This window comes from Serratia nevei (genome assembly GCF_037948395.1).
Classification (GTDB): Bacteria; Pseudomonadota; Gammaproteobacteria; order Enterobacterales; family Enterobacteriaceae; genus Serratia; species Serratia nevei.
The window spans coordinates 863,915-886,047 of record NZ_CP149940.1 but is presented as its reverse complement, the minus strand read 5'-3'; the positions used below and the strand labels follow the sequence as shown (position 1 = coordinate 886,047).

Genomic DNA, 22,133 nt, shown 5'->3' with positions numbered 1-22,133 from the left:
TTATCTATTCTATTGCTGATACCAATAAGTTCTTAAAAATAAAAAACCCGGCCGCAGCCGGGTTTGCCTCATTGCCGAGTTATTCAGCCTTGTTGACGAATGCGCGCCAACAGCGCGTCAATATGCTCGATCTGCGGCGCATTGACGATCAGCGTGCGCCCCAGTCCCAGCGCATGACGCTGGCAGTCGAGGCGCATGTCGGCGTCGGCGATGCTGTCCAGATCGGCGACGTGCGCCAGGCCGATGGTGCGCCGAATCAGTTCGGTACCGCAGTACCCGACCGCATCGGCCCAGACCTGTTGCAGGAACTGCTCGGCGTAACCCGGCGTCGCCAGTGCCGCATCCCGGCTTTGCTGATGGCACAGCGCCAGGAAGCGATCGGCAAAGATCAGCCACAGCTCGCGCACATCCTGCAAGCGCTGCTCGCGCCCGGCGGCGGCGTCGCGCGGCCCGAACAGCCCCGGCAGCCCGCAATAGTTGAGCAGCAGATTGCCCAATGCGGTGCCGATATCGAAACCGATCGGGCCGTAGAAACCGAATTCGGCGTCGATCGCTTTCAACCGTCCTTCCGCCACGAAGATCGAACCGCTGTGAATATCGCCGTGCAGCAGCGCCTCCGCCTTGCTGAGAAAGCGATGTTTCAGACCGGCGACGGCCAGCTTCAGCGGCGTATCCTCACGCAGCGCCTGCACCTGCGGCAACAGCGCCGCCTCGAAGCGATTGCGCTCATGATCGATATAAGGATCGGTAAAGAACAGATCTTCGGTGATCTGGCACAGCTCGGGGTTGGTGAAACGGCTGACTTCCGCCTTCTTCTGCTGCGCCGACTGATAAAAATCGGAGGTGTGGAACAGCGTCTGCGCCAGGTATTCCGCCAGTTGCCCGGCCGCCAGCGGGTGATAGTTGCCCTGCACCAGCTCGCTGCGCCAGATGCGATGGTCGGAAAGGTCTTCCTGCACCATCACCGCCAATTCGGGATCGTGATGCAAGACTTTTACCGTATGCCGCGGGCAGAAGCCGCCGTGGACCAGCAGCGTTTCCGCTTCGATGCGCGCCCGATCCAGCGTCAACGGCCAGGATTCGCCCACGCAACGTACGTAAGGCAGCGCCTGTTTGACGATCACCCGGCTCACCCCTTCGCGATCGCGGATCTTGAACACCAGATTCAGGTTGCCGTCACCGATCTCGTCAGCGCTGACCAGTGCCTGCGGTTCAGACACCCGACCGTATTGGCGGGCGTATTCAACGGCGTCGGTAGCCGTAAACGTACGATAAAGCGACATTCCCCAACCCCTCTGTTCTCTCTCACCGATCCCAGCGATTCTGTTTATTTAGACGTAAAAGCATTTGGACGTCTATACATCTGGAAGTCATGTTGGCAGAATAGCGTTTCAGATGCAATAACCACGCAACAAGGAATTAACCGCCGATGCAAGCGCTTAACACCACCAGTTTGACCCTGCAGGACAACCGCCTTTGGATCCTCGATCAGCAAGCCCTGCCGCAGGAAAAGCGGTGGCGCGCCTGCGACAGCGTGGAGGAATTGGTCGGGCACATTCACAGCCTGCGGGTGCGCGGCGCGCCACTGATCGGGCTGTCTGCCAGCCTGCTGTTGGCGCTGCTCGCGGAACGCGGTCTGCCGCGCGCCGAGCTGGAGCAGGCGCTGCACACGCTGCGCGCCGCCCGCCCGACGGCGGTCAACCTGATGAATAATCTGGATCGCATGAAGCTGGCGCTGGCGGAGCCTGATTGGGTGCCGGCGATGGTGAACGAAGCGCTGCGGTTGGTGGAAGAAGATCGCCGATTGTGCGATCGCATTGCCGATCACGGCGCTGGGCTGGTCAAGCCCGGCAGCCGCCTGCTGACCCACTGCAATACCGGCGGGTTGGCCACCGCCGGCGTCGGCACCGCCATCGGCGTGCTGCTGCACGCTCACCGGCAAGGCAAGGTGCAACAGGTGTGGGTCGATGAAACCCGGCCGCTGCTGCAGGGCGGCCGCCTGACCGCCTGGGAACTGGGCGAGCTGGGCATTCCCTATCGCCTGATCTGCGATTCGATGGCCGCCAGCCTGATGGCACAGGGCCAGGTCGATGCGGTGTGGGTCGGCGCGGATCGCATCGCCGCCAACGGCGACGTCGCCAACAAAATCGGCACCTACAGCCTGGCGGTGCTGGCGCACTACCACGGCATCCCGTTCTACGTGGCCGCCCCGCATACCACCCACGATCCGCACTGCCCGGACGGCGCTGCCATTCCGATCGAGCAGCGCGCGGCGGCCGAAGTCACCGGCGTTTCAGGCAGCTTCGGCGCCTGTCAGTGGGCGCCAAACGAGGCACCGGTCTACAATCCGGCGTTCGACGTTACGCCGGCCAAGCTCATCAGCGGCTGGGTATTCGACAGCGGCGTGATTACGCCGCAGCAGGTTGAAGCGGGGATTTTCCGGCGGGCGCTGGGGTAACGCCCGCGGATTGACGCTCAGTCCAGACGCGGATAGACATCGGCGATCTTGTCGCCGGTAAAATGCGCCACCCAGCCCTCCGGGTTGTCGAACACCCGGATCGCGGTAAAGTGCGGCGCCGATCCCATATCGAACCAGTGGCGAGTGTTGGCCGGCACCGAGATCAGATCGTTCTTTTCGCACAGGATCTGGAAGATCTTGCCGTCCAGATGCAGGCAAAACAGCCCTGCGCCTTCGACGAAAAAGCGCACTTCATCTTCGCCGTGCGTATGTTCGGACAGGAATTTTTCACGCAGCGCCTGCCGCTGCTCATGGTCCGGCCGCATGCTGATCACGTCCCAGCTCTGGTAGCCCTTTTCCGCCACCAGCCGGTCTATCTCATGCTGGTAGGCGGCGATCACCGCCTCCGGCTGCGGGTTGTCGCCCAGCTCGCGATCCGCTTGCCAGCGCTCAAAGCGCACGCCGATCTGCGCCAACTGGCGCTGGATCTCCTGCGCGTCGCGGCTCTGCCACAGCGGCTGCTGCGGCGCTTTATCGCTGAAAATGGTCAATCCACTCATGAAACGAACTCCCCTAAATCGATACGATCAAAACGGTTAACCTGCGGATGCCGGCTCTGCTCGTCCGCCTCATCGCGGATCAGCTGGCAGGTATGCCAGCCGGCGGCCTGCGCCGCATCCAACTCCTGGTGGATGTCGGACAAAAACAGCAGCTCGTCGGGCGCGATGCCGATAGCCTGCGCGATGTTGCGGTACGACGCGGTTTCACGCTTGGCGCCGACGTGCGTATCGAAATAACCACTGAACAGCGGCTGCAGATCGCCCGCATCGCTGTGGCCGAACAGCAGTTTCTGCGCTTCCACCGAACCGGAGGAATAGACGTAAAGCTTCACCCCCTGCCGCTGCCAGGCGGCCAACTGCCCCGCGACTTCCGGATACAGATGCCCGCGAAAGTCCCCTTCGCGGTAACCGCTGCGCCAAATGATGCCCTGCAACGCCTTGAGCGCGGTAGATTTACGGTCTTCATCCATAAAGCGGTACAGCGCGGCGATCAGCGCGTCAAGATCTGCCTGCGGCTGGTCAATTTCAGCGCGCAGCGCCGCCAGCGGCGCGGCGACTTCGCTCTCAGCGGCATGGCGGCGCACAAAATCCGCCAGCCGTTCGCGGGCGTAAGGAAACAGTACCTGATGCACAAAGCGAATATCGCTGGTGGTGCCTTCAATATCGGTCACGATAGCGCGGATCATTTCGCCTCCAGTAAGCGGCGTTGCAGTTCACACTGGAACAGGAATTCCAGCCCTTCGAGATGGCGGCGGGCTTCCGCCACCTGGCTCCCCCAGCAATACAGGCCGTGGCCGCGTACCAGAAAGCCGTATTGCAGCGGCGTGGCCTCGGCATAGGCCGCCACGCGCGCCGCCAGCCGGGGGATGTCCTGATCGTTATCGAAAATGGGGATCGCCACGCTGTCCAGATGGCTGCGCTGGCCGGCCAGCGACTTCTGCATTTCGTACCCCTGCAGCACCAGCGCATCGCCGCGCTCCACCCGCGACAGGACGGTAGCGTTGACGGAATGGGTATGCAGCACCGCGCCGATGTGCGCGGACAGGCGGTAGAGCAGCGTATGCAGCCCAGTCTCCGCCGATGGCGTGCGGCCGCTCGGCACATGATTGTCGGCGATATCCACCCGCAGAAAATCGGTAGCGCTGAGGCTACCCTTGTCTTTGCCGGACTCGGTGACCAGGCACTGACGTTCGTCCAGGCGCAGCGACATGTTGCCGCCGGTCGCCGGGCACCAGCCTTTGTCGCCAATCCAGTGGCAGGCCGCCAGCAATGCGGTAAGTTGCGGATTCTCCGTCATTATTATCGTTTCCCGTTCGGTAAGGCGGTCGGCAGATGAAACGTTGCCTGCCGCGTGGCGGGCTAAGCACTTTTTCGCATTTAGCCATCTAAGCGTCTTGATTGCCAAATACTAGCATCGTGTTATATTGACGGCAATATAAGCGCCTGGAGTATTCACCTGCTATGAGCACTTCCGCATTGATTCCCGAAAGTAAACTGCCTGCCCTGGGCACCACCATCTTTACCCAGATGAGCGCGCTGGCGCAGCAGCATCAGGCGATCAACCTGTCGCAGGGCTTCCCCGATTTCGACGGCCCGGACTACCTGAAAGAACGTCTGGCCTGGCACGTCGCCCAGGGCGCCAACCAGTATGCGCCAATGACCGGCGTGGCGCCGCTGCGCGAAGCCATCGCCGACAAAACCGCCGAGCTGTATGGCTGGCAACCGGACGCCACCGCCGAAGTGACCGTCACCGCCGGTGCCACCGAAGCGCTGTTCGCCGCCATCAGCGCGCTGGTGCGCCCCGGCGACGAAGTGGTCTGCTTCGATCCCAGCTATGACAGCTATGCGCCGGCGGTCACGTTGGCCGGCGGCATACTCAAACGCATCGCCCTGCAGCCGCCCGCGTTTGCCGTGGATTGGCCAGGGTTCGCCGCCGCGCTGTCGCCGCGCACCCGCCTGGTGATCGTCAACACGCCGCACAACCCGTCCGCCACCGCCTGGCAGGCGGAAGACATGCAGCAGCTGTGGCACGCTATCGCCGAACGCGAAATCTACGTGCTCAGCGACGAGGTTTACGAACACATCTGCTTCGCCAAAGGCGGGCACGCCAGCGTGCTGGCCCACCCGCAGCTGCGCCAACGCGCGATCGCGGTGTCCTCTTTCGGCAAAACCTTCCACATGACCGGCTGGAAAGTGGGCTATTGCGTGGCACCCGCCGCGCTGAGCGCCGAGGTGCGCAAAGTGCATCAATACCTGACCTTTTCGGTCAATACCCCGGCCCAGCTGGCGCTGGCGGATAGCCTGCGCGCCGAGCCGGAGCACTGGCGACAGCTGCCGGCGTTCTATCGCGCCAAACGCGACCGCTTTGTGCAGGCGCTGACGAGCAGCCGACTGGAAATTTTACCCTGCGCAGGTACATACTTCTTGCTGGCGGACTACAGCGCCATCTCCGATCTGGACGATGTGGCATTCTGCCATTGGTTAACCGAGCACGTGGGCGTGGCGGCCATTCCGCTGTCGGTCTTCTGTGCCGATCCTTTCCCCCATAAATTGATCCGGCTGTGCTTCGCTAAACAGGACGCCACGCTGGATGCAGCTGCGGAGCGGTTATGTCGACTTTAAAAATTACCCTGTTGCAGCAACCGCTGGTCTGGCGCGACGGCCCCGCCAACCTGGCGGCTTTCGATGCGTTGCTGGCGCCGATCGTTGGCCGAGATCTCATCGTCTTGCCGGAGATGTTCACCACCGGTTTCGCCATGGATGCCGGCGAGAGCGCCCTGCCCGAACAGCAGGTGATCGACTGGCTGCACGGTTGGGCGGTGAAAAGCCACGCGTTAATCGGCGGCAGCGTGGCGCTGAAAACTGACGAAGGTGCGGTCAACCGCTTCCTGCTGGTCGAGCCGGGCGGCCAGGTGCACGCCTATGACAAACGCCACCTGTTCCGCATGGCCGGCGAACATCTGCACTACCAAGCCGGCAACCGGCGTGAAATCTTCGAATGGCGCGGCTGGCGCATCCTGCCGCAGATCTGCTACGACCTGCGTTTCCCCGTCTGGGCGCGCTATCAGCAGGATTACGATCTGGCGCTGTACGTCGCCAACTGGCCGGCGCCGCGCAGCAGCCATTGGCAAACGCTGCTGGCGGCGCGGGCGATTGAAAACCAGGTGTACGTGGCGGGCTGCAACCGGGTGGGCGAAGATCCCAACGGCCTGAGCTACAGCGGAGACAGCCTGATCATCAGCCCACAGGGCGAGATCCTGGCGAATGCGGAGCCCGGCACGGCCACGCGGCTGGACGCCGAGCTGTCGCTGGAAACCCTGCAGAGTTACCGCAGCGCCTTCCCGGCCTGGCGCGATGCCGACAGCTTTCTGCGTTTAGACTGAATGCCCGGCTCCCCTGGTCGATAACGCAAGGAGAAGTGATATGGATATGACGACGCTCTTGCTCTATACCGTGGCCGTCGCGGCGGTCACCATCATACCGGGCCCCACCATGCTGTTGGCGCTCAATAACGGCGCCACCAAAGGCAAACGCGTCGCCGCCTTCGGCATTGCGGGCGCGGCGCTGTCCGACCTGCTGTTGATCGGCGCCGTCGGCTGCGGCCTGGGGGCGATATTGCAAGCTTCCGAACAGCTTTTCACGCTGGTCAAATGGGCCGGCGCCGCTTATTTGTTCTATCTCGCCTACCAACTGTGGCGCGCGCCGCTTGGTGCCCCGCAGGCGGCGCAGGACACCATGCCCGGCGCCCGCAACGGCCGCGCTGCGTTTATGCGCTCGCTGCTGGTCGCACTCTCCAATCCCAAGGGGCTGCTGTTCTTTTCCGCCTTTCTGCCACAGTTCATTCGGCCAGAGGGCGACGTGGCGCTGCAATACGTCATTCTCGCTCTGGTGACGGCCCTGATCGATATCGCCCTGATGAGCCTCTACGCGCTTGGCGGCCACCATGCCATGCGTATCTTGTCCGGCCGCGCTCTGCGCTGGCTGAACCGTACCTGCGCCGGGCTGCTGGCCGGATTGGCCGTCGCTCTGAGCCTCTATCGCCGCAACGCCTCGTCTTAGGGATGCCGTCCTGCCAGCAGGCTACTCCCAGCCGGCGATCATCTGGCAATAGGCCCGGATCGCCAGCGCCACGTCCGCCTGCCGCACCGCTTCGTCCGGATGATGGCTGACGCCGCCGGCGCAACGCACGAACAGCATGCCGACCGGCCATTGCGCCGCCACGGCGATGGCGTCGTGCCCGGCGCCGCTCGGCAACGCCAGGCTACGGCCCTGCACTTGTGCGACAGTCGCCTGCCAGCGGCGCTGCAGGTCCGCGTCGCAGGCGGTGGCATCGATGCGATAAAACGCCTCGCTGGCGAAGCGCACTCCGCGCCGCGCGCAGATCGCCTGCGCCTGCGCCAGCAACGCCGTCAATAGCGCCGCCAGCGGCGCATCCTGCGGGCCGCGCACATCGAGCGTCAATTTCACCTCGCCGGGGATCACATTGACCGCGCCAGGCAGACTCTCGATGCAGCCGACGGTGGCCACCAGTGGCGAATCAGCGGCGCAGGTCAGCGTTTCTACCGCCGTGATCCATTCTGCCGCGGCCACCAGCGCATCTTTGCGCTGCCCCATCGGCACCGTGCCGGCGTGGCCCGCCTCGCCGCTGAAAGTGCAGTTAAGCCGGCGCGCGCCATTGATCGCCGTCACCACGCCCAGCGCCAAATCGGCCGCCTCCAGACATGGGCCCTGTTCGATATGTAATTCGAGATAGGCGCGAATTTCGTTTGGTGCGCGACGCGCCTGCGCAATCGCCGCCGGATCCAGCCCAAAGTCGCGCATCGCCTGCGCTATGCTCACGCCGTCGGCGTCAGTGCGCGCCAGCCACTCTGCGGGCCACTGGCCGGTCAGGCCGCGGCTGCCGAGCAGCGTGACGCCAAAGCGCGCGCCCTCCTCGTCGGCAAAACCGATCACCTCCAGCGCCAGCGGTAATCGATGCCCCTGACGGTGATAGTGCGCCACCGTTTCCAGCGCCGTGAGCACGCCGAGCATGCCGTCATAGCGCCCGGCGTTACGCACCGTGTCCAAATGCGAACCGAGCAGCAGCGCGGGGGCACCGGGCGTGTGCCCTTCATAACGGCCGCAGATATTGCCGACGCTGTCCTGCCAAACCTGCATGCCGCTCTCACGCATCCACTCCCCAACCCGGTGATTGGCGCGCCGATGTTCGGCGGAGAGATAAAGACGCGTCAGCCGATCGGGCTCTGCGCTGATTGCCGCCAGCTCGTCACAGCGCGCCATCACCCGTGCGGCGGCCTGCTGTGCCTCCAGCGGCGTCATCCACGCTTGCCTGCGTCATAAACGTTCCAGGCAGCCTGCAACGCCTCGCCCTGCTTGCTGGCGAAACCGAGGCGGTTCAGCACCGCCTCCAGCGCCGCCAGGGTTTGCAGCACGCAATCTTTGCGCGCGTTGTAGCCCATGGTGCCAATGCGCCAGATCTTGCCCTGCAGCGGGCCGAACGAGGTGCCGATTTCAATGCCAAAGTCGTTCAGCATCATCTGCCGCACCTGTTCACCCTGTACCTGCGGCGGGATCATCACGCCAAGCACGTTGTTCATGCGGTGCTCGAGATCGCCGAACACCGCCAGCCCCATGCCCCGGATGCCCGCCAGCATCGCCGCGCCGTGCAGCCGGTGGCGGGCGATGGCGTGATCCAGCCCTTCTTCGAGGATCACCCGCGCACACTCTCGCGCCGCGAACAGCATGCTGGTGGCTTCGGTATGGTGATTGAGACGCTCCGGCCCCCAATAATCCATGATCATGCCGATGTCGAAATAGTTGGAGTAGATCATCTCGTCGTCGCCGTCGGCGTGCTCGGCGGTGCGGATCCCCTCCTCCACGCATTTACGGCGGCGCACAATCTCTTCAAACTGCGGGCTGAGAGTGACCGGCGAGCTGCCGGAGGGGCCGCCCAGGCACTTCTGCAGCCCGGCGGAGACCGCATCCAGCCCCCAGGCATCGGTCTCCAGCGGATTACCGCCGAAGGAAGCCGTCGCGTCGGTATAGAACAGCACGCCGTGGCGGCGGCAGATATCGCCCAGCTCATGCAGCGGCTGCAGCATGGTGGTGGACGTGTCGCCCTGCACCGTCAGCAGCAGGCGCGGGCGCACTCGCTTAATCGCGTCTTCGATGCGATCGGCGCTGAACACTTCGCCCCACGGTACCTCGATCGTGTGGACCTCGGCACGGCAGCGGCGGGCAATCTCGCACAGCAGATGCCCGAAACGGCCGAAGACCGGCACCAGCACCTTATCGCCCGGCCGAATGGCGGAAACCAGCAGCGCTTCGATGCCGGCGCGTGAGGTGCCGTCCACCAGCATCGTCCAGCGGTTTTCGGTGCGGAACAGCGCGCGGTACAGCGACATGACCTGATTCATGTAACCGGTCATCGCCGGATCGTACTGGCCGATCAGCTGACTCGACATGGCGCGCAGCACGCGCGGATCGGCGTTGATCGGCCCCGGCCCCATCAGCAGGCGCGCCGGCGGGTTAATCTGATCGAATTGCGAAATATCCAACATGTTCATTCCCTGTCAGCTTAGTAAGTTATTGAGTTATGCCGTCAGCGTCGACATGACGTTTGTTTGCTGCCCAACAGCCTACTCCCGATAGGGATTCAATTGAAACAAAAGATTCTTATGGTCAATTAATGAAACCAAAGTAACAAAATGAGGTGACCGATCCGCCTTAAACGGCGGAAGGTGAAAGAAGGGAAATGAACTGCCGTGCTTAACGCAGCTCCAGTTCGTCCAGCGCCTGGAACAGTTCGGCGACGTGATGAATGCGCTGCCGCCCCTGCGCCAGCCTCTCATGCAGCAACGCATTGCTGAGCAGGCTGGCCAGGCTCATGGCGGCAGCATAGCTGTCAAAGGCCGACACGCTGTCGAGCGGCACGGTCAAATGCCAGTTGGCCAACGGGAACAACGCCTGCGCCTGCGGTTCACAGATCAACAGCGTCGGCACCCCGCGGCTTTGCAACAGCGCCAGCACTGCCTTTATCTGGCGCGGCCGGCGACGGAACGCCACCACCACCGCCACGTCCTGCGGCGTCAGCCCCGCCAGATCTTCTGCCAGCGTCTGCCCCGGCTGCGGCGCCAACAGCACCTGTTCACGCACCTGCATCAGCTGCTGGCGCAGGTGCATCGCCACCGGATAGCTGTTGCGCAGCCCCAGCAGCATTACGCCTCGCGCCTGCGCCAGTGCGGCGATCGCCGCGCTGAACTGCACCGCATCGATCTGCTTTACCCAGCGGGTGAGATTGGCCATTTCCTGCTTACAGTGCCGCGCCAGCAGCGTATCGCCCTGCACCGCATCGCGGCTGTCTGTCAGCGGCATGCCACTTTGGCGCAGGGTGCGCAGCTCATCGCGCATGGCGCGGTAGTTGGGGTAGCCCAGCCGTTTGAACAAGCGGCTGACCGTGGCTTTGGAAACGCCGCTCAGGCGCGCCAGCTCGGCGCTGTTGTAACCGATCAAATCGTCATAGTGATCGAAAATGAAGTCGGCCACCCGCTGCTCCTGTGGCGTCAGCTGTGGGTAGTCGCGGCGCAGGCGTTCGTCGAACCGTTGCATTATCGTTCTCGCTGTAACCTTCGTTTCAGCGGAACATAGCACGGTCGAACTACCCGCTGGCAAGCAATTATTCGTGGGTGGGGAATGGCAGCGGCATGCCCTTCTCCCGCGTCAATGCCGGAAAAGGGCCGCGCGTTCAGCACCAATAGGCCATGAAGTTGACGGTAGCGCGATCCAGATCGCGTTCGCCGATCAGATAACGCCGCAGCGTTTTCACCGTGGAAGACTCGGCCGCCACCCAGGCATAAAAAGCGTTACCGCCGGCCGCACGCTCCCACAACACCTCATCGCTCAGGCTGCTTTCCGCCAGGGACTGCGCCTGCGCACACGCCGACGCGGGGATAACGACCCGCTGGCGCACCGCCTCCGCCAGCAGCGTGCCATGCGCCATTTGGTGGCCCACGTCACGCGGCAGCCAGTAAACCTCGGCGAACGGGAAACGGGCCAAATCCAGGCAATCCCCCGCCACCGGCACCTCAAAAAATGCCTGCACTCGCGGCGGATTGGCCTGCTGCGCCAGCTGCTCCAGAATACCCATCGCCGCCGGCACCGCCGTCTCATCGGCGATCAACAGCGCCTGCTGCAACTGCGCCGGCGGCACCCATTCGTAGCCGCCGCTGTCGCCGTCGAAGTCAGCGTTGGGAGCGACCGTCTGAAGGGCGTCACCCGGCTCGGCGTGGGTCGCCCAAGCGGAGGCCGGGCCGTTCACGCCATGCAGCACGAATTCGACGTCCATCTGATTCTGCTCACAGCGCAGCGCACGCAGCGTATAGGTGCGCATCACCGGACGCTGTTCTTTGGGGATCGCCATGTAATCGCCGTACCAGTCCGGGCCGTTGACCAACTGCGGGATCTTGCCGTCCTCCGCCGGGAACAACAGTTTGATGCGCTGATCCGGCGCTTCCAGCTTCATCCGATGAATATCCGCACCTTCAAACACGCAGCGCACCAGCGAAGGTGAAATCAGCGTTTTGCTTTTCAAGGTGATATCAAAAATTCTGTAGCTGGCGGACATGTTCTCGATTCTCCGGCAACGGCTGTCGCTTATACGTATGGCCGATCGGCTACCGTTTGACGGCGTGGAGTGCGCGATCGTGCAGCGGATAAAATGTTAATAAAACTAATTAATTACGTTAATGTATCGCAAAAAATCATATCATGATTTTATTGATAACAAGAAACGTTATTGATAAAAGAATCATTCTCAAAAATAGAGTAATAACAATATCACCTGGGAAATAACGATGAAACGCAAACACCTTTGGGTATTGAACCCTTGTCTGCTGGCAATGCTTGCGCCGGCGGCTTGGGCAGAGGATCAGAAAGCCGGCAACGAAGAGCAGTTGGTGGTCTCCGCCAGCCGTTCGCACCGTAGCGCGGCGGAAATGGCGCAGACCACTTGGGTCATCGAAAGCCAAGAGATCGAACAGCAGGTTCAGGGCGGTAAAGAGATCAAAGACATGTTGGCGCAGCTGATCCCCGGTATGGACGTCAGCGGCCAGGGCCGCACCAACTATGGCATGAATATGCGCGGCCGTTCGATGATGGTGATGATCGACGGCGTACGCCTGAATTCATCGCGCAGCGACAGCCGCCAGTTGGATTCGATCGATCCGTTCAATATCGATCATATTGAGGTGATTTCCGGCGCGACCTCGCTGTACGGCGGCGGCAGCACCGGCGGCCTGATCAACATCGTCACCAAAAAAGGGCAACAGGAACAGCAGGTCGAGTTGCAGATCGGCGGTAAAACCGGCTTTGGCAGCCATAACGATCACGACGAGAACGTGGCGGCGGCGGTCAGCGGCGGCAACGACAACGCCTCGGGACGCCTGTCCGTTTCTTACCAACGCTACGGTGGCTGGTACGACGGCAAAGGCAACGAGGTGCTGATCGACAATACCCAAACCGGCCTGCAGTATTCCGATCGCCTCGACGTCATGGGCACCGGCACCCTCAACATCGACGAACACCAACAGCTGCAACTGACCACTCAATACTATAAAAGCCAATCCGACGGCGATCACGGCCTGTTCCTGGGAGAGAACTTTGCGGCGGTGACCGGCAACGCCAAGGCATACAACAGCGGCAACTTAAATTCCGACCGTATCCCCGGCACCGAACGCCATCTGATCAACCTGCAGTATTCCAACACCGATTTCCTCGGCCAGGATTTGGTGGCACAGGTCTACTACCGCGACGAAACCCTGACCTTCTACCCGTTCCCGACGCTGGCGGGCAAAGCGCCGAACTATTACGTCAGCAGCATTGGCGCTTCGCAGCAAAAAACCGATTTCTACGGCGGCAAGCTGACGTTAAACAGCAAGCCTGTCGATGCACTGACGCTGACTTACGGTCTCGACGCCGAGCATGAGAGCTTCAACGCCAACCAACAGTTCTTCAACCTGGCGAAGGCGCAACAGTCCGGCGGCATGACGCTGGAGAACGCCTACAATACCGGCCGCTACCCGAGCTATACCACCAGCAACCTGGCGTCGTTCCTGCAGGCCAGCTACGACATCAACCCGATCTTCACCCTGAGCGGTGGCGTGCGTTACCAGTACACCGAAAACAAGATTGACGACTTCGTCGGCTATAACCAACAGCAGGCGATCGCCACCGGCGCCGCGACGTCCGCCGACGCGATACCGGGAGGGAAAACCGACTACAACAACGCGCTGTTCAACGCCGGCCTGTTGGCGCACCTGACCGATCGCCAGCAAACCTGGTTCAACTTCTCTCAGGGCTTCGAGATCCCGGACCCGGGCAAGTATTACGGCAACGGCACCTACGCGTTGAACGGCGGCCATTACCGGCTGCTGAAGAGCGTTAACGTCGGCGATTCCAAGCTGGAAGGCATCAAGGTCAATGCCTTCGAGCTGGGTTGGCGCTATACCGGCGATAACCTGCGCACGCAAATCGCCGCCTACTATTCGCTGTCCGACAAGAGCATCGCCATCAACAAAACCGACATGACCATCAACGTCAATGCGGACAAGCGCCGCATCTACGGGATGGAAGGCGCGGTGGATTATTTCTTTGAAAACAGCGACTGGAGCGCCGGCACCAACTTCAACGTTATCCGTTCCGAAACCAAGGTCAACGGCGAATGGAAGAAGCTGGTGGTGGATACCGCCAGCCCATCGAAAGTCACCGCTTATGTCGGCTGGGCGCCGGGCGACTGGAATCTGCGCTTACAGTCGCAGCAAACCTTCGACGTGTCGGACGACGGCGATTACACCAAGGCCAACTCCACCCAGGGCCGCAAAATCGATGGCTACAACACTCTCGATTTCCTCGGCAGCTATACCCTGCCGGTAGGGAAAGTCAGCTTCAGCGTGGAAAACCTGCTGGACAAGGAGTACACCACCGTTTGGGGCCAACGCGCGCCGATCCTGTACAGCCCGACCTACGGCTCGCCTGAGCTGTACAGTTATAAAGGCCGCGGACGTACCTTCGGCTTGAACTACTCGGTGTTGTTCTGAGGAATAATGGGCCGGTCTGCCGGCCCCGTTTATTGGGCCGCACCGTTTTGCAGAGAGCAGAAACGACGAAGCCCTGAGTTATCGCTAACTCAGGGCTTCTGAATAGTGGCGGAACGGACGGGGCTCGAACCCGCGACCCCCTGCGTGACAGGCAGGTATTCTAACCAACTGAACTACCGCTCCGCGCCATTCCCTCTTGCGGGGGAACGAGGCGCATATTACGGACGCCTCTCGGTTCCGTCAACGCCTTTTTCTCACCAAATGAACCGTTTGCACAGTTTTTCAACGAAGGTTCATCCGGTGCGTTTTTTTCGTGCAACAATGCCGTTACTCGGCCGGCGCACCGCGCCACAGGCAGCTGCCGCCCTTTTTCGCCACCAGATCCAGACGCGCCTCGTGCGCCTTCACTTCTTCGTCGCTGGCGTAGACCACTTTCATCGCGGTCGCCGGGCGGACAATGCGCTGAATTTCTTGCGCGGCGTCGTTTTGCTGGGTATCACCCTCCATCTGGAACGCTATCGAGGTCTGACCGCCGGTCATCGCCAGATAGACTTCCGCCAGGATCTCGGCATCGAGCAATGCGCCGTGCAGCGTACGCTTGCTGTTGTCTATCTCATAACGGCTGCACAAGGCATCGAGGTTGTTGCGCTTGCCCGGGAACAGGCGACGCGCCATCAGCAGGCTGTCGGTGATGGTGCAGAAGGTCTCGGTCTTCGGGATGCCCTGCTGCAACATGCGGAATTCGTGATCCATAAAGCCGATATCGAACGCCGCGTTATGGATCACCAACTCGCCGCCGCGGATAAAGTCGAGGAATTCGTCGGCAACCTGATCGAAGGTCGGCTTGTCGGCCAGGAAATCGTCGCTGATGCCGTGTACGCCGTAAGCTTCCGGATCCACCAGCCGATCCGGCTTGATGTAAACGTGGAAATTGCGCCCGGTCAGGCGGCGGTTAATCACCTCCACCGCACCGATTTCGATGATGCGGTGCCCTTCGTAGTGCACCCCAAGCTTGTTCATACCGGTGGTTTCGGTATCGAGGACAATCTGTCTGGTGGTTGTAGAGATCATATTGCAGTGCTCACAGCGCTCGTTTATGTCAGACTTGGCTTTTATAAAACTGATAGGAAGAGTCTACCAGAGATGCTCAAACAGGTAGAAATTTTCACCGATGGCTCCTGCCTTGGCAATCCCGGCCCTGGGGGTTACGGTGCGATATTACGCTATAAGCAGACGGAAAAAACCTTCAGCGAGGGTTTTCGTCTGACCACCAATAACCGCATGGAAATGATGGCGGCGATCGTGGCGCTGGAAGCGCTGACCGTACCCTGCGCCGTGACGCTCAGCACCGACAGCCAGTATGTGCGCCAGGGCATCACCAGCTGGATCCATAACTGGAAGAAGCGCGGCTGGAAAACCGCCGACAAAAAGCCGGTCAAGAATGTCGATCTGTGGCAGCGGTTGGATCTGGCCATTCAGCGCCACGAGGTAAAATGGGAATGGGTCAAGGGCCACGCCGGCCACCCGGAGAACGAACGTTGTGACGTGCTGGCGCGCGAAGCGGCCGGCAAGCCGACGCAGGAAGACGTCGGTTATCAACCGGAAGCCTAAGGCAGTTTGCGGTAGCTCTTGGTCGCGCCCACCGCGCGGCTGAGAGACGGTTTTCTCGCCCCCAGTTTCATCGGCGTGGGCGTCAGCGGCAAGGTGCGTTTGCGCGCCACAATCACGCTCATGCAGCCCAGCGCCGGCAAATGGGTGCATAAAAATTTTCCACCCTGGCGATGCCACGGCAGCACGTGAAAACGCGCCTGGTGCAGCACCTCATAATTCAGCAGGCTAAGCCAATCCAGCAGCCGCATCTGGGTAAACATGCGGCTGACATAGGGCTGGCGATGACGCAATCCGGGCACCAGCTTGCCCAATCCCAACAGGCTGAACGGATTGAAGCTGCTGATAACCAACCAGCCGTCGTCGATCAATACCCTGTCCACCTCGCGCAACATGCGGTGCGGATCGTCCGCGTAGGACAGCGTATGCGCCAACAGGCAGGCATCCACCGACTTGGCGGCAAACGGCAGTTGATAAGCATCGGCGATCACCTGCAGCCCTTCGCCCTCCAGCCCTACGTTGACCTGATGGGAAATCGCGCATTTGTCCGTGGCCAGCTCGGCGCTGAGCATGCCCATCTTCAGCAGATGGAAGCCGAACAGCTTCGGCCACCAGGGTTGCAACTGCCGCTCGAGCGCTTCACGATAGTACTCCCCCCACGGCAGCGCCGCCCAGGACTGCGGGCCGGTGAGCTTTTGTAGAGTATGGGCTGGTTTCATGATTTATTATCTTCTTTCAAGCCGTTGCCAACGAGAGGTACACCATGAATCTTATCAGCATTCCCGCCTTCCAGGACAATTACATTTGGTTATTGGATGACCGGCAGGGACGCTGCATTATCGTCGATCCGGGTGAGGCGCAGCCGGTGCTCGAAGCGCTGCAGCGCCTGCAGCTGGTGCCGGCGGCGATCCTGCTGACCCACCACCATCACGATCACGTCGGCGGCGTGGCGCAGATCGTGGCCCAGTATCCCGGCCTGGCCGTCTATGGGCCGCAAGAAACCGCAGACAAAGGCGCCAATCACATCGTCCGCGACGGCGACACCTTTGACATCGATGGCCGCCATTACAGGACGTTCGCCGTCCCCGGCCATACGTTAGGCCATGTGGCATTCTATAGTGCCCCTTATCTGTTCTGCGGCGACACAATGTTCTCTGCCGGCTGCGGCAGGCTGTTTGAAGGCACCGCCAAACAAATGTACGACTCATTTCAACAACTCGCGCAACTTCCCGATAACACCTTAATTTGCTGCGCGCATGAATATACTCTTTCAAATCTTAAGTTTGCGCGGGCTATTTTGCCGGAAGATCGAGAGATTGAAACATATCAACAACATGTTGAAGCGTTAAGGGCAAAAGGCCAAGCCAGCGTGCCGACCACATTGCAATTAGAGCGCAAAATTAACCTGTTTTTACGTTGCCATGACGCTGATTTACAAAAGAAATTAGGCTTTAATTCACCACCAGAAAGCCTTCATTCAGTTTTTTCCGAATTACGCCTGCGGAAAGATAACTTCTAAGCTTTTAGTTGTGTTATTTGGCGAAGCAAAGTATTATTGCTCGTCTTTTAAGCAACTACATTGACACACACATGAAGGCTAAAGCGATATTCCTCGCCTCAGTCTTGCTAGTGGGTTGCCAGTCGTCCAGGCAGGACGCACCGGCGCCAGAACAGCATGCACAGAGTTTGTCTTCGGCTGGTCAAGATGGTGAAGCAGGAGAGTACACAGCAAATGGCCGAGCGAGCTCGGCGCGGTGGTTGGATAACAACAGTCCCGCCGCGCAACAGGACCTGTGGAACTTCATTAGCGACGAGCTGAAGATGGAGGTTCCGGAAAATTCCCGGATCCGTGATCAGAAAAGAAAGTACTTAAAAAGTAAGAGCTATCTCCACGATGTAACATTACGGGCAGAGCCGTACATGTACTGGATAGTCGGGCAGATTAAGAAACGTAATATGCCGATGGAACTGGTACTGCTACCCATAGTGGAGAGCGCTTTTGACCCACACGCCACGTCAAGTGCCAACGCCGCAGGGCTATGGCAAATCGTGCCGCAAACGGGTCGCAATTATGGTTTGAAAAACAATCAGTGGTATGACGGTCGACGCGATGTCGTCGCCTCGACAACCGCTGCGCTTAACATGATGCAACGCTTGAACCGCATGTTTAACGGCGACTGGTTATTGACCGTAGCCGCCTATAACAGTGGTGAAGGCCGCGTGATGCAAGCGGTGAAGGCAAACAAACGCCAGGGTAAGCCAACCAATTTCTGGGCGCTGTCGCTTCCGCGTGAAACGTCAATCTATGTCCCGAAAATGCTGGCGCTGAGCGACATCATCAAGAACAGCAAGAAGTACGGCGTGAAACTCCCGAAAACGGATGAAACCCGTGCGCTGGCGCGTATCGATGTCGGACAGCAGATCCAGCTGACTCAGGCGGCTGAGATGGCAGGGCTTTCGGTCACCAAGATGAAAGCGTATAACCCAGGTTACAAAAAAGGCGTTACGGCACCTAACGGGCCCCATTACATCATGGTTCCCAAAGGGCACGCCGATCAGCTGAAAGACTCGCTGGCCGATGGCCAGATCGCCGTGACTCAGCCAACGACGCAGTTGGCGAAGAACAGCGGTTTGTCCGGTGGCAGTTCGTATAAAGTACGCTCCGGCGACACTTTATCGGGTATTGCCAAGCGGCTGAACGTTAAGACCAGCGATTTGCAGAGTTGGAACAACTTGCGCGCCAAGAGCGCCTTAAAAGTTGGGCAAACCCTGCAAGTGGCCAGCAATACGGGCAGTAACAGCAGTATCACCTATCAGGTTCGCAAAGGTGATTCGCTCGCCAGCATTGCACGTCGTCACGGCGTCGATATTAACGACGTGATGCGTTGGAATTCAACGCTCGGTAAAGGCAGTCTGCAACCCGGTCTGAAGTTGACCCTGTTTGTCGGCAACAAGCTAACGCCGGATACCTAAGTTTCCGGCACAAAAAAAGCACCCCTTGGGGTGCTTTTTTATTACCTGCGATTCACCAGACGGGGGAGTCTTTTTCCGGGTGGAACTCCACCAACAACGGATTGTGATCCGACGCGCTGGTCACCAGCACCGAGGCCTCAACAACACCCAGGTTACGGTAAAACACGAAGTCCAGCGGGCGACCAAAGGCCTTGCGACGATGATCGTCGGTGAAGCTAACCTCGCGCAGCGCCATTTCGCCGGCAAAGTCATACAGCGCGTTGATACGTTTACGGCTCCAGGCGTTGAAGTCCCCCGCCATGATCACCGGCCCCCGATGGCTGGCGATCTGCTCGCCAATCGGCCCCAGCTGCTTGCTGTAGACGTCGACTCCCAGGCTGAAGTTCACCGCATGGATATTCACCACCATCAACAGCTCGCCATTGTACAGCGGGTAAACGGTGATCAAGGCCGATTTGGACAGCCGCAGCAGCGGCTCACGCTCACGCAGCGGGCAGCAGTAAACCGGATGAGCGGCTGCCAGCGTCATCACGCCGGAAGGATGTTGCGGCAACACAAAGGCCGGCACCTGATCGGCCGCCAGATAGTTGGCGGTAGCGTAGCTCACCAGTTCCGGCGTGGTTTGCGCCTCTTGCAACAACACCAGCTGCGCATCTTTGCCATGATTTTTCAGCACCGAAAGCCAGTCGGCTCGTTGCTGTTTGAAAATGTTCCATACCATGACGCGCAGAGCGCCGGTCGTCGGCAGCGCAGCCCCTGGCGGCAACGGCTGGTTAACGGCGCCAGGAAAAATTCGTTCGACTGGCTGGCCTGCAACATACCTCATTGCATAAGTTCGTTTCGGCACGCGATTCGCCTATTACCCATTAGCATGAAACTGGCGATGAAGACTTCGCCAACGGTGAATTGATTATACGCCTGCCCCGCACAGAGGGCATGGCTTTTACAGGCATAACCTTTTCAGTTATAGGGGCCGTCTGCGGTGATTTCAATATTCTGAGGGTATAGCTGTGTAAAGGTGACGCATCAGAGGTGAAAAATGCGAAAAGGCCAGCAAAATGCGCACGGGATATCGGAATGTACAGGTTCGCGCTCAAGTGGGTGACGGCGATGCTCCGACGTGATTAAATGACGAAATCGCTCAAAATTTCAAACGATGTTTGCCCGTGGAGCAAAAATGAAAGCGAATTCGGACGAGCTTATCACCTTTGTCACCGTAGTGGAGAGCGGCAGCTTCAGCCGGGCGGCAGAGCGCCTGCAGCAGGCCAACTCCGTGGTTAGCCGTACGGTAAAAAAACTGGAGAGCAAGCTGGGCGTGACCCTGCTCAACCGTACGACACGCCAAATCAGCCTGACACAGGAAGGCGAAAACTACTTTCGGCAGGTGCAAAAGGTGTTGAGCGATATGGCCGCAGCGGAAAATGCGTTGCTGGAAAGCCGCCAACGCCCGCAGGGGCTGCTGCGCGTCGATGCCGCAACGCCGGTCGTCTTGCATCTGTTGACGCCGCTGGTCGCCGAGTTTCGTGAACGCTATCCGGAAATGTCGCTATCGTTAGTCTCTTCGGAAAACTTCATCAATTTGATCGAACGGAAAGTGGATATCGCAATCCGCGTCGGCGAGCTGACGGACTCTACGCTGAAAGCGCGCAAGCTAATGGCCAGCTATCGGCGCATCCTGGCCTCCCCCGCCTACCTGGCGCAGTATGGCGCGCCAAAGACGGTGGCCGATCTGGAACACCATTGCTGCATCGGCTTTAACGACCTGCCTAACCTAAACCGCTGGCCGCTGGCCTGTGCCGATGGTCGCCAACTGGAGATCGTTCCGGGGCTGACCACCAACAGCGGCGAAACCCAGCGCCACCTGTGCCTGCACGGCAACGGCATCGCCTGCCTGTCGGACTTTATGAGTGATGAAGACGTCAAACGCGGGGATCTGGTCCCCCTTCTGGTGGGGGACACGCTGCCACTCGAAATGCCGATCAACGCGGTGTACTACAGCGATAGCGCCGTCAGTAACCGCCTGCGCAGCTTTATCGATTTTATCAGCGAGCGGTTAAAGTGATAAAAAAGGCGCTCTCTCGAGCGCCTGAGGTCATCATATCTGAAGATTAGTCCCAGTCGGGTGCCAGACCTTCCGGGCTGACCAACCGGCCGTTGCTTTCCAGCGCGGCAATCTGTGCCATATCTTCATCACTCAGCTGCAGCTGCTGCGCTAGCAGGTTGCTTTCCAGGTTTTCACGCTTGGTCGAGGAAGGGATCACCGCGTAGCCGAGCTTCAGCGCCCAGGCCAGGACCACCTGTGCCGGCGTCGCCTTGTGCCGCGCCGCGATACGCTTGATCGTCTCCTCCTGCAACGCTTTGCCATACGCCAGCGTCATATAAGAGGTGATGGCAATGCCATGCTGCCGTGCGAACGCCACCACTTTCTCATTCTGCAAGAACGGCGACAGTTCGATCTGGTTGGTTGCGATCTGATCGGCACCGACCGCGTCAATCGCCTGCTGCATCAGATCGACCGTGAAATTGGATACCCCTATCTGACGGGTTAGCCCCAATCGCTTGGCTTCCAGCAATTCAGCCATAAACTCGGCGACCGACACTTCATCATTTGGCGATGGCCAGTGAATCAATGTCAGATCGACATACGAGGTCTGCAGTTTGACCAAGCTGTCTCGCAGGCTGGGAATTAATGACCCCTTGGCCAGATTCGCGATCCAAATTTTGGTCGTGATGAACAGCTCGTCACGCGGCACACCGCTGGCTGCGATAGCCTGGCCGACGGCCGCTTCGTTTTCATAGATCTGTGCGGTATCGATAGCCCGATAGCCCAGTTCCAGCGCCGTACTCACCGAGTCGATAACGACCTGATCCTGAAGGCGGAAAGTACCTAAACCAAATGCAGGAATGCTCACAATTTTTACTCTCTCATTAGTGGATAAATAGCAATGCGAGAGAGTATGGCAATATTTTTAGTGAGCAAAAACGCCAGGTTCGGCATAAGACTTTTGATCAACAGGCAACAATATTGAGGAAAAGCGGCAGGAGCGGTGGCAATTTCGACGATATTCCGTGAATTTTGCATATGAAAAAGCCCTGAGTCAGAGACTCAGGGCTTATCAATTAAGTGGCGGAACGGACGGGGCTCGAACCCGCGACCCCCTGCGTGACAGGCAGGTATTCTAACCAACTGAACTACCGCTCCACCGATTCTTTTACGTTGCATCTCTCGATGCCGGCAAAATCGCGCTCTGCGATTTGCGCATTACCAGTCGTCACACTGATAACGTTTATTTGATGCCTGGCAGTGTCCTACTCTCGCATGGGGAGACCCCACACTACCATCGGCGCTACGGCGTTTCACTTCTGAGTTCGGCATGGGGTCAGGTGGGACCACCGCGCTATTGCCGCCAGGCAAATTCTGTTTCATTCCAACCGCGCCAC

At 59.8% G+C, this 22,133-nt stretch carries 21 protein-coding genes, 2 tRNA genes and 1 rRNA gene; 9 read left to right on the top strand and 15 right to left on the bottom strand.

Features of this window, described 5'->3' with window-relative positions:
• Nucleotides 1-83: 83 nt before the first annotated feature.
• Nucleotides 84-1,283, bottom strand: coding sequence for an S-methyl-5-thioribose kinase (gene mtnK / locus V8N38_RS04105; protein WP_060440637.1), 1,200 nt, complete (start codon nucleotides 1,281-1,283; stop codon nucleotides 84-86).
• Nucleotides 1,284-1,429: 146 nt separating this feature from the next.
• On the opposite strand from mtnK, the gene mtnA reads away from it, so the two are divergent.
• The gene (mtnA, locus tag V8N38_RS04100) at nucleotides 1,430-2,458 is read left to right on the top strand and encodes an S-methyl-5-thioribose-1-phosphate isomerase (RefSeq protein ID WP_084826791.1); all 1,029 of its coding nucleotides are present in this window, start codon (nucleotides 1,430-1,432) and stop codon (nucleotides 2,456-2,458) included.
• Nucleotides 2,459-2,475: 17 nt separating this feature from the next.
• Here mtnA and V8N38_RS04095 read toward each other — a convergent pair whose 3' ends face one another.
• From V8N38_RS04095 to V8N38_RS04085, 3 genes are read right to left on the bottom strand one after another with little or no spacing between them, the layout of a single operon-like run.
• Nucleotides 2,476-3,018, bottom strand: coding sequence for a 1,2-dihydroxy-3-keto-5-methylthiopentene dioxygenase (locus V8N38_RS04095; RefSeq protein WP_100397112.1), 543 nt, complete (start codon nucleotides 3,016-3,018; stop codon nucleotides 2,476-2,478).
• A complete protein-coding gene (gene mtnC / locus V8N38_RS04090) occupies nucleotides 3,015-3,704 on the bottom strand; it encodes an acireductone synthase (protein WP_043135516.1) in 690 nt (229 codons plus the stop codon). The genes V8N38_RS04095 and mtnC overlap by 4 nt, the downstream gene beginning before the upstream one ends.
• Nucleotides 3,701-4,315, bottom strand: coding sequence for a methylthioribulose 1-phosphate dehydratase (locus V8N38_RS04085; protein WP_038871354.1), 615 nt, complete (start codon nucleotides 4,313-4,315; stop codon nucleotides 3,701-3,703). Before V8N38_RS04085 ends, mtnC begins: the two co-directional genes overlap by 4 nt.
• A 164-nt stretch (nucleotides 4,316-4,479) precedes the next feature.
• On the opposite strand from V8N38_RS04085, the gene V8N38_RS04080 reads away from it, so the two are divergent.
• Genes V8N38_RS04080 through V8N38_RS04070 form a run of 3 tightly spaced genes read left to right on the top strand, consistent with a single transcriptional unit; the run spans nucleotide 4,480 to nucleotide 7,077 of the window.
• Complete coding sequence (locus tag V8N38_RS04080) at nucleotides 4,480-5,640, top strand: pyridoxal phosphate-dependent aminotransferase (RefSeq protein ID WP_141958030.1); 1,161 nt, start codon at nucleotides 4,480-4,482, stop codon at nucleotides 5,638-5,640.
• The gene (locus tag V8N38_RS04075; protein ID WP_070915446.1) at nucleotides 5,628-6,401 is read left to right on the top strand and encodes an amidohydrolase; all 774 of its coding nucleotides are present in this window, start codon (nucleotides 5,628-5,630) and stop codon (nucleotides 6,399-6,401) included. The genes V8N38_RS04080 and V8N38_RS04075 overlap by 13 nt, the downstream gene beginning before the upstream one ends.
• 40 nt (nucleotides 6,402-6,441) lie before the next feature.
• Nucleotides 6,442-7,077 carry a LysE family translocator gene (locus tag V8N38_RS04070; RefSeq protein ID WP_038871364.1) on the top strand — a complete coding sequence of 212 codons (636 nt, stop codon included), beginning with the start codon at nucleotides 6,442-6,444 and terminating at the stop codon, nucleotides 7,075-7,077.
• A 21-nt stretch (nucleotides 7,078-7,098) separates the two neighbouring features.
• Here the strand turns inward: V8N38_RS04070 and hpxK are convergent, their stop codons facing one another.
• The 4 genes from hpxK to V8N38_RS04050 all read right to left on the bottom strand — a co-directional run bounded on the left by hpxK (nucleotide 7,099) and on the right by V8N38_RS04050 (nucleotide 11,641).
• Nucleotides 7,099-8,337: an allantoate amidohydrolase gene (hpxK, locus tag V8N38_RS04065; protein WP_147839356.1), complete on the bottom strand. Its 1,239-nt coding sequence runs from the start codon at nucleotides 8,335-8,337 to the stop codon at nucleotides 7,099-7,101.
• A complete protein-coding gene (locus V8N38_RS04060; RefSeq protein WP_147839355.1) occupies nucleotides 8,334-9,578 on the bottom strand; it encodes a pyridoxal-phosphate-dependent aminotransferase family protein in 1,245 nt (414 codons plus the stop codon). The genes hpxK and V8N38_RS04060 overlap by 4 nt, the downstream gene beginning before the upstream one ends.
• Before the next feature lie 208 nt (nucleotides 9,579-9,786).
• Nucleotides 9,787-10,626, bottom strand: coding sequence for a MurR/RpiR family transcriptional regulator (locus tag V8N38_RS04055; RefSeq protein WP_060425266.1), 840 nt, complete (start codon nucleotides 10,624-10,626; stop codon nucleotides 9,787-9,789).
• Nucleotides 10,627-10,762: 136 nt separating this feature from the next.
• Nucleotides 10,763-11,641 carry a siderophore-interacting protein gene (locus V8N38_RS04050; RefSeq protein ID WP_147839354.1) on the bottom strand — a complete coding sequence of 293 codons (879 nt, stop codon included), beginning with the start codon at nucleotides 11,639-11,641 and terminating at the stop codon, nucleotides 10,763-10,765.
• 229 nt (nucleotides 11,642-11,870) lie between these two features.
• Between V8N38_RS04050 and V8N38_RS04045 the strand changes: the two genes are divergently transcribed.
• Complete coding sequence (locus V8N38_RS04045) at nucleotides 11,871-14,111, top strand: TonB-dependent siderophore receptor (protein WP_147839353.1); 2,241 nt, start codon at nucleotides 11,871-11,873, stop codon at nucleotides 14,109-14,111.
• Nucleotides 14,112-14,217: 106 nt separating this feature from the next.
• Here the strand turns inward: V8N38_RS04045 and V8N38_RS04040 are convergent.
• Together V8N38_RS04040 and dnaQ are read right to left on the bottom strand one after the other, a co-directional pair.
• Nucleotides 14,218-14,294: transfer RNA gene (locus V8N38_RS04040), tRNA-Asp, on the bottom strand.
• A 144-nt stretch (nucleotides 14,295-14,438) separates the two neighbouring features.
• Complete coding sequence (gene dnaQ, locus V8N38_RS04035; RefSeq protein ID WP_038871384.1) at nucleotides 14,439-15,182, bottom strand: DNA polymerase III subunit epsilon; 744 nt, start codon at nucleotides 15,180-15,182, stop codon at nucleotides 14,439-14,441.
• A gap of 72 nt (nucleotides 15,183-15,254) precedes the next feature.
• On the opposite strand from dnaQ, the gene rnhA reads away from it, so the two are divergent.
• Entirely contained in the window at nucleotides 15,255-15,722 is a 468-nt protein-coding gene (rnhA, locus tag V8N38_RS04030; protein WP_033649910.1) for a ribonuclease HI, read from the top strand.
• Here rnhA and V8N38_RS04025 read toward each other — a convergent pair.
• The gene (locus V8N38_RS04025) at nucleotides 15,719-16,438 is read right to left on the bottom strand and encodes a class I SAM-dependent methyltransferase (protein WP_060425259.1); all 720 of its coding nucleotides are present in this window, start codon (nucleotides 16,436-16,438) and stop codon (nucleotides 15,719-15,721) included. The genes rnhA and V8N38_RS04025 overlap by 4 nt on opposite strands.
• 44 nt (nucleotides 16,439-16,482) lie before the next feature.
• Between V8N38_RS04025 and gloB the strand changes: the two genes are divergently transcribed.
• The gene (gene gloB, locus V8N38_RS04020; RefSeq protein ID WP_072265509.1) at nucleotides 16,483-17,238 is read left to right on the top strand and encodes a hydroxyacylglutathione hydrolase; all 756 of its coding nucleotides are present in this window, start codon (nucleotides 16,483-16,485) and stop codon (nucleotides 17,236-17,238) included.
• Nucleotides 17,239-17,309: 71 nt separating this feature from the next.
• The gene (gene mltD, locus V8N38_RS04015) at nucleotides 17,310-18,692 is read left to right on the top strand and encodes a murein transglycosylase D (protein ID WP_060440648.1); all 1,383 of its coding nucleotides are present in this window, start codon (nucleotides 17,310-17,312) and stop codon (nucleotides 18,690-18,692) included.
• A gap of 52 nt (nucleotides 18,693-18,744) precedes the next feature.
• Here mltD and V8N38_RS04010 read toward each other — a convergent pair whose 3' ends face one another.
• Nucleotides 18,745-19,518, bottom strand: a complete 774-nt coding sequence (locus tag V8N38_RS04010; RefSeq protein ID WP_033634121.1) for an endonuclease/exonuclease/phosphatase family protein — start codon at nucleotides 19,516-19,518, stop codon at nucleotides 18,745-18,747.
• A 351-nt stretch (nucleotides 19,519-19,869) separates the two neighbouring features.
• Between V8N38_RS04010 and yafC the strand changes: the two genes are divergently transcribed.
• Nucleotides 19,870-20,754: a DNA-binding transcriptional regulator YafC gene (gene yafC / locus V8N38_RS04005; RefSeq protein WP_060425254.1), complete on the top strand. Its 885-nt coding sequence runs from the start codon at nucleotides 19,870-19,872 to the stop codon at nucleotides 20,752-20,754.
• 46 nt (nucleotides 20,755-20,800) lie between these two features.
• Here yafC and dkgB read toward each other — a convergent pair whose 3' ends face one another.
• The 3 genes from dkgB to rrf form a co-directional block, all read right to left on the bottom strand.
• Nucleotides 20,801-21,604: a 2,5-didehydrogluconate reductase DkgB gene (gene dkgB / locus V8N38_RS04000; RefSeq protein ID WP_060425251.1), complete on the bottom strand. Its 804-nt coding sequence runs from the start codon at nucleotides 21,602-21,604 to the stop codon at nucleotides 20,801-20,803.
• Between the two features lie 213 nt (nucleotides 21,605-21,817).
• A tRNA-Asp gene (locus V8N38_RS03995) sits at nucleotides 21,818-21,894 on the bottom strand.
• Nucleotides 21,895-21,988: 94 nt separating this feature from the next.
• Nucleotides 21,989-22,104: ribosomal RNA gene (rrf, locus tag V8N38_RS03990) — 5S ribosomal RNA — on the bottom strand.
• Between the last annotated feature and the right edge of the window lie 29 nt (nucleotides 22,105-22,133).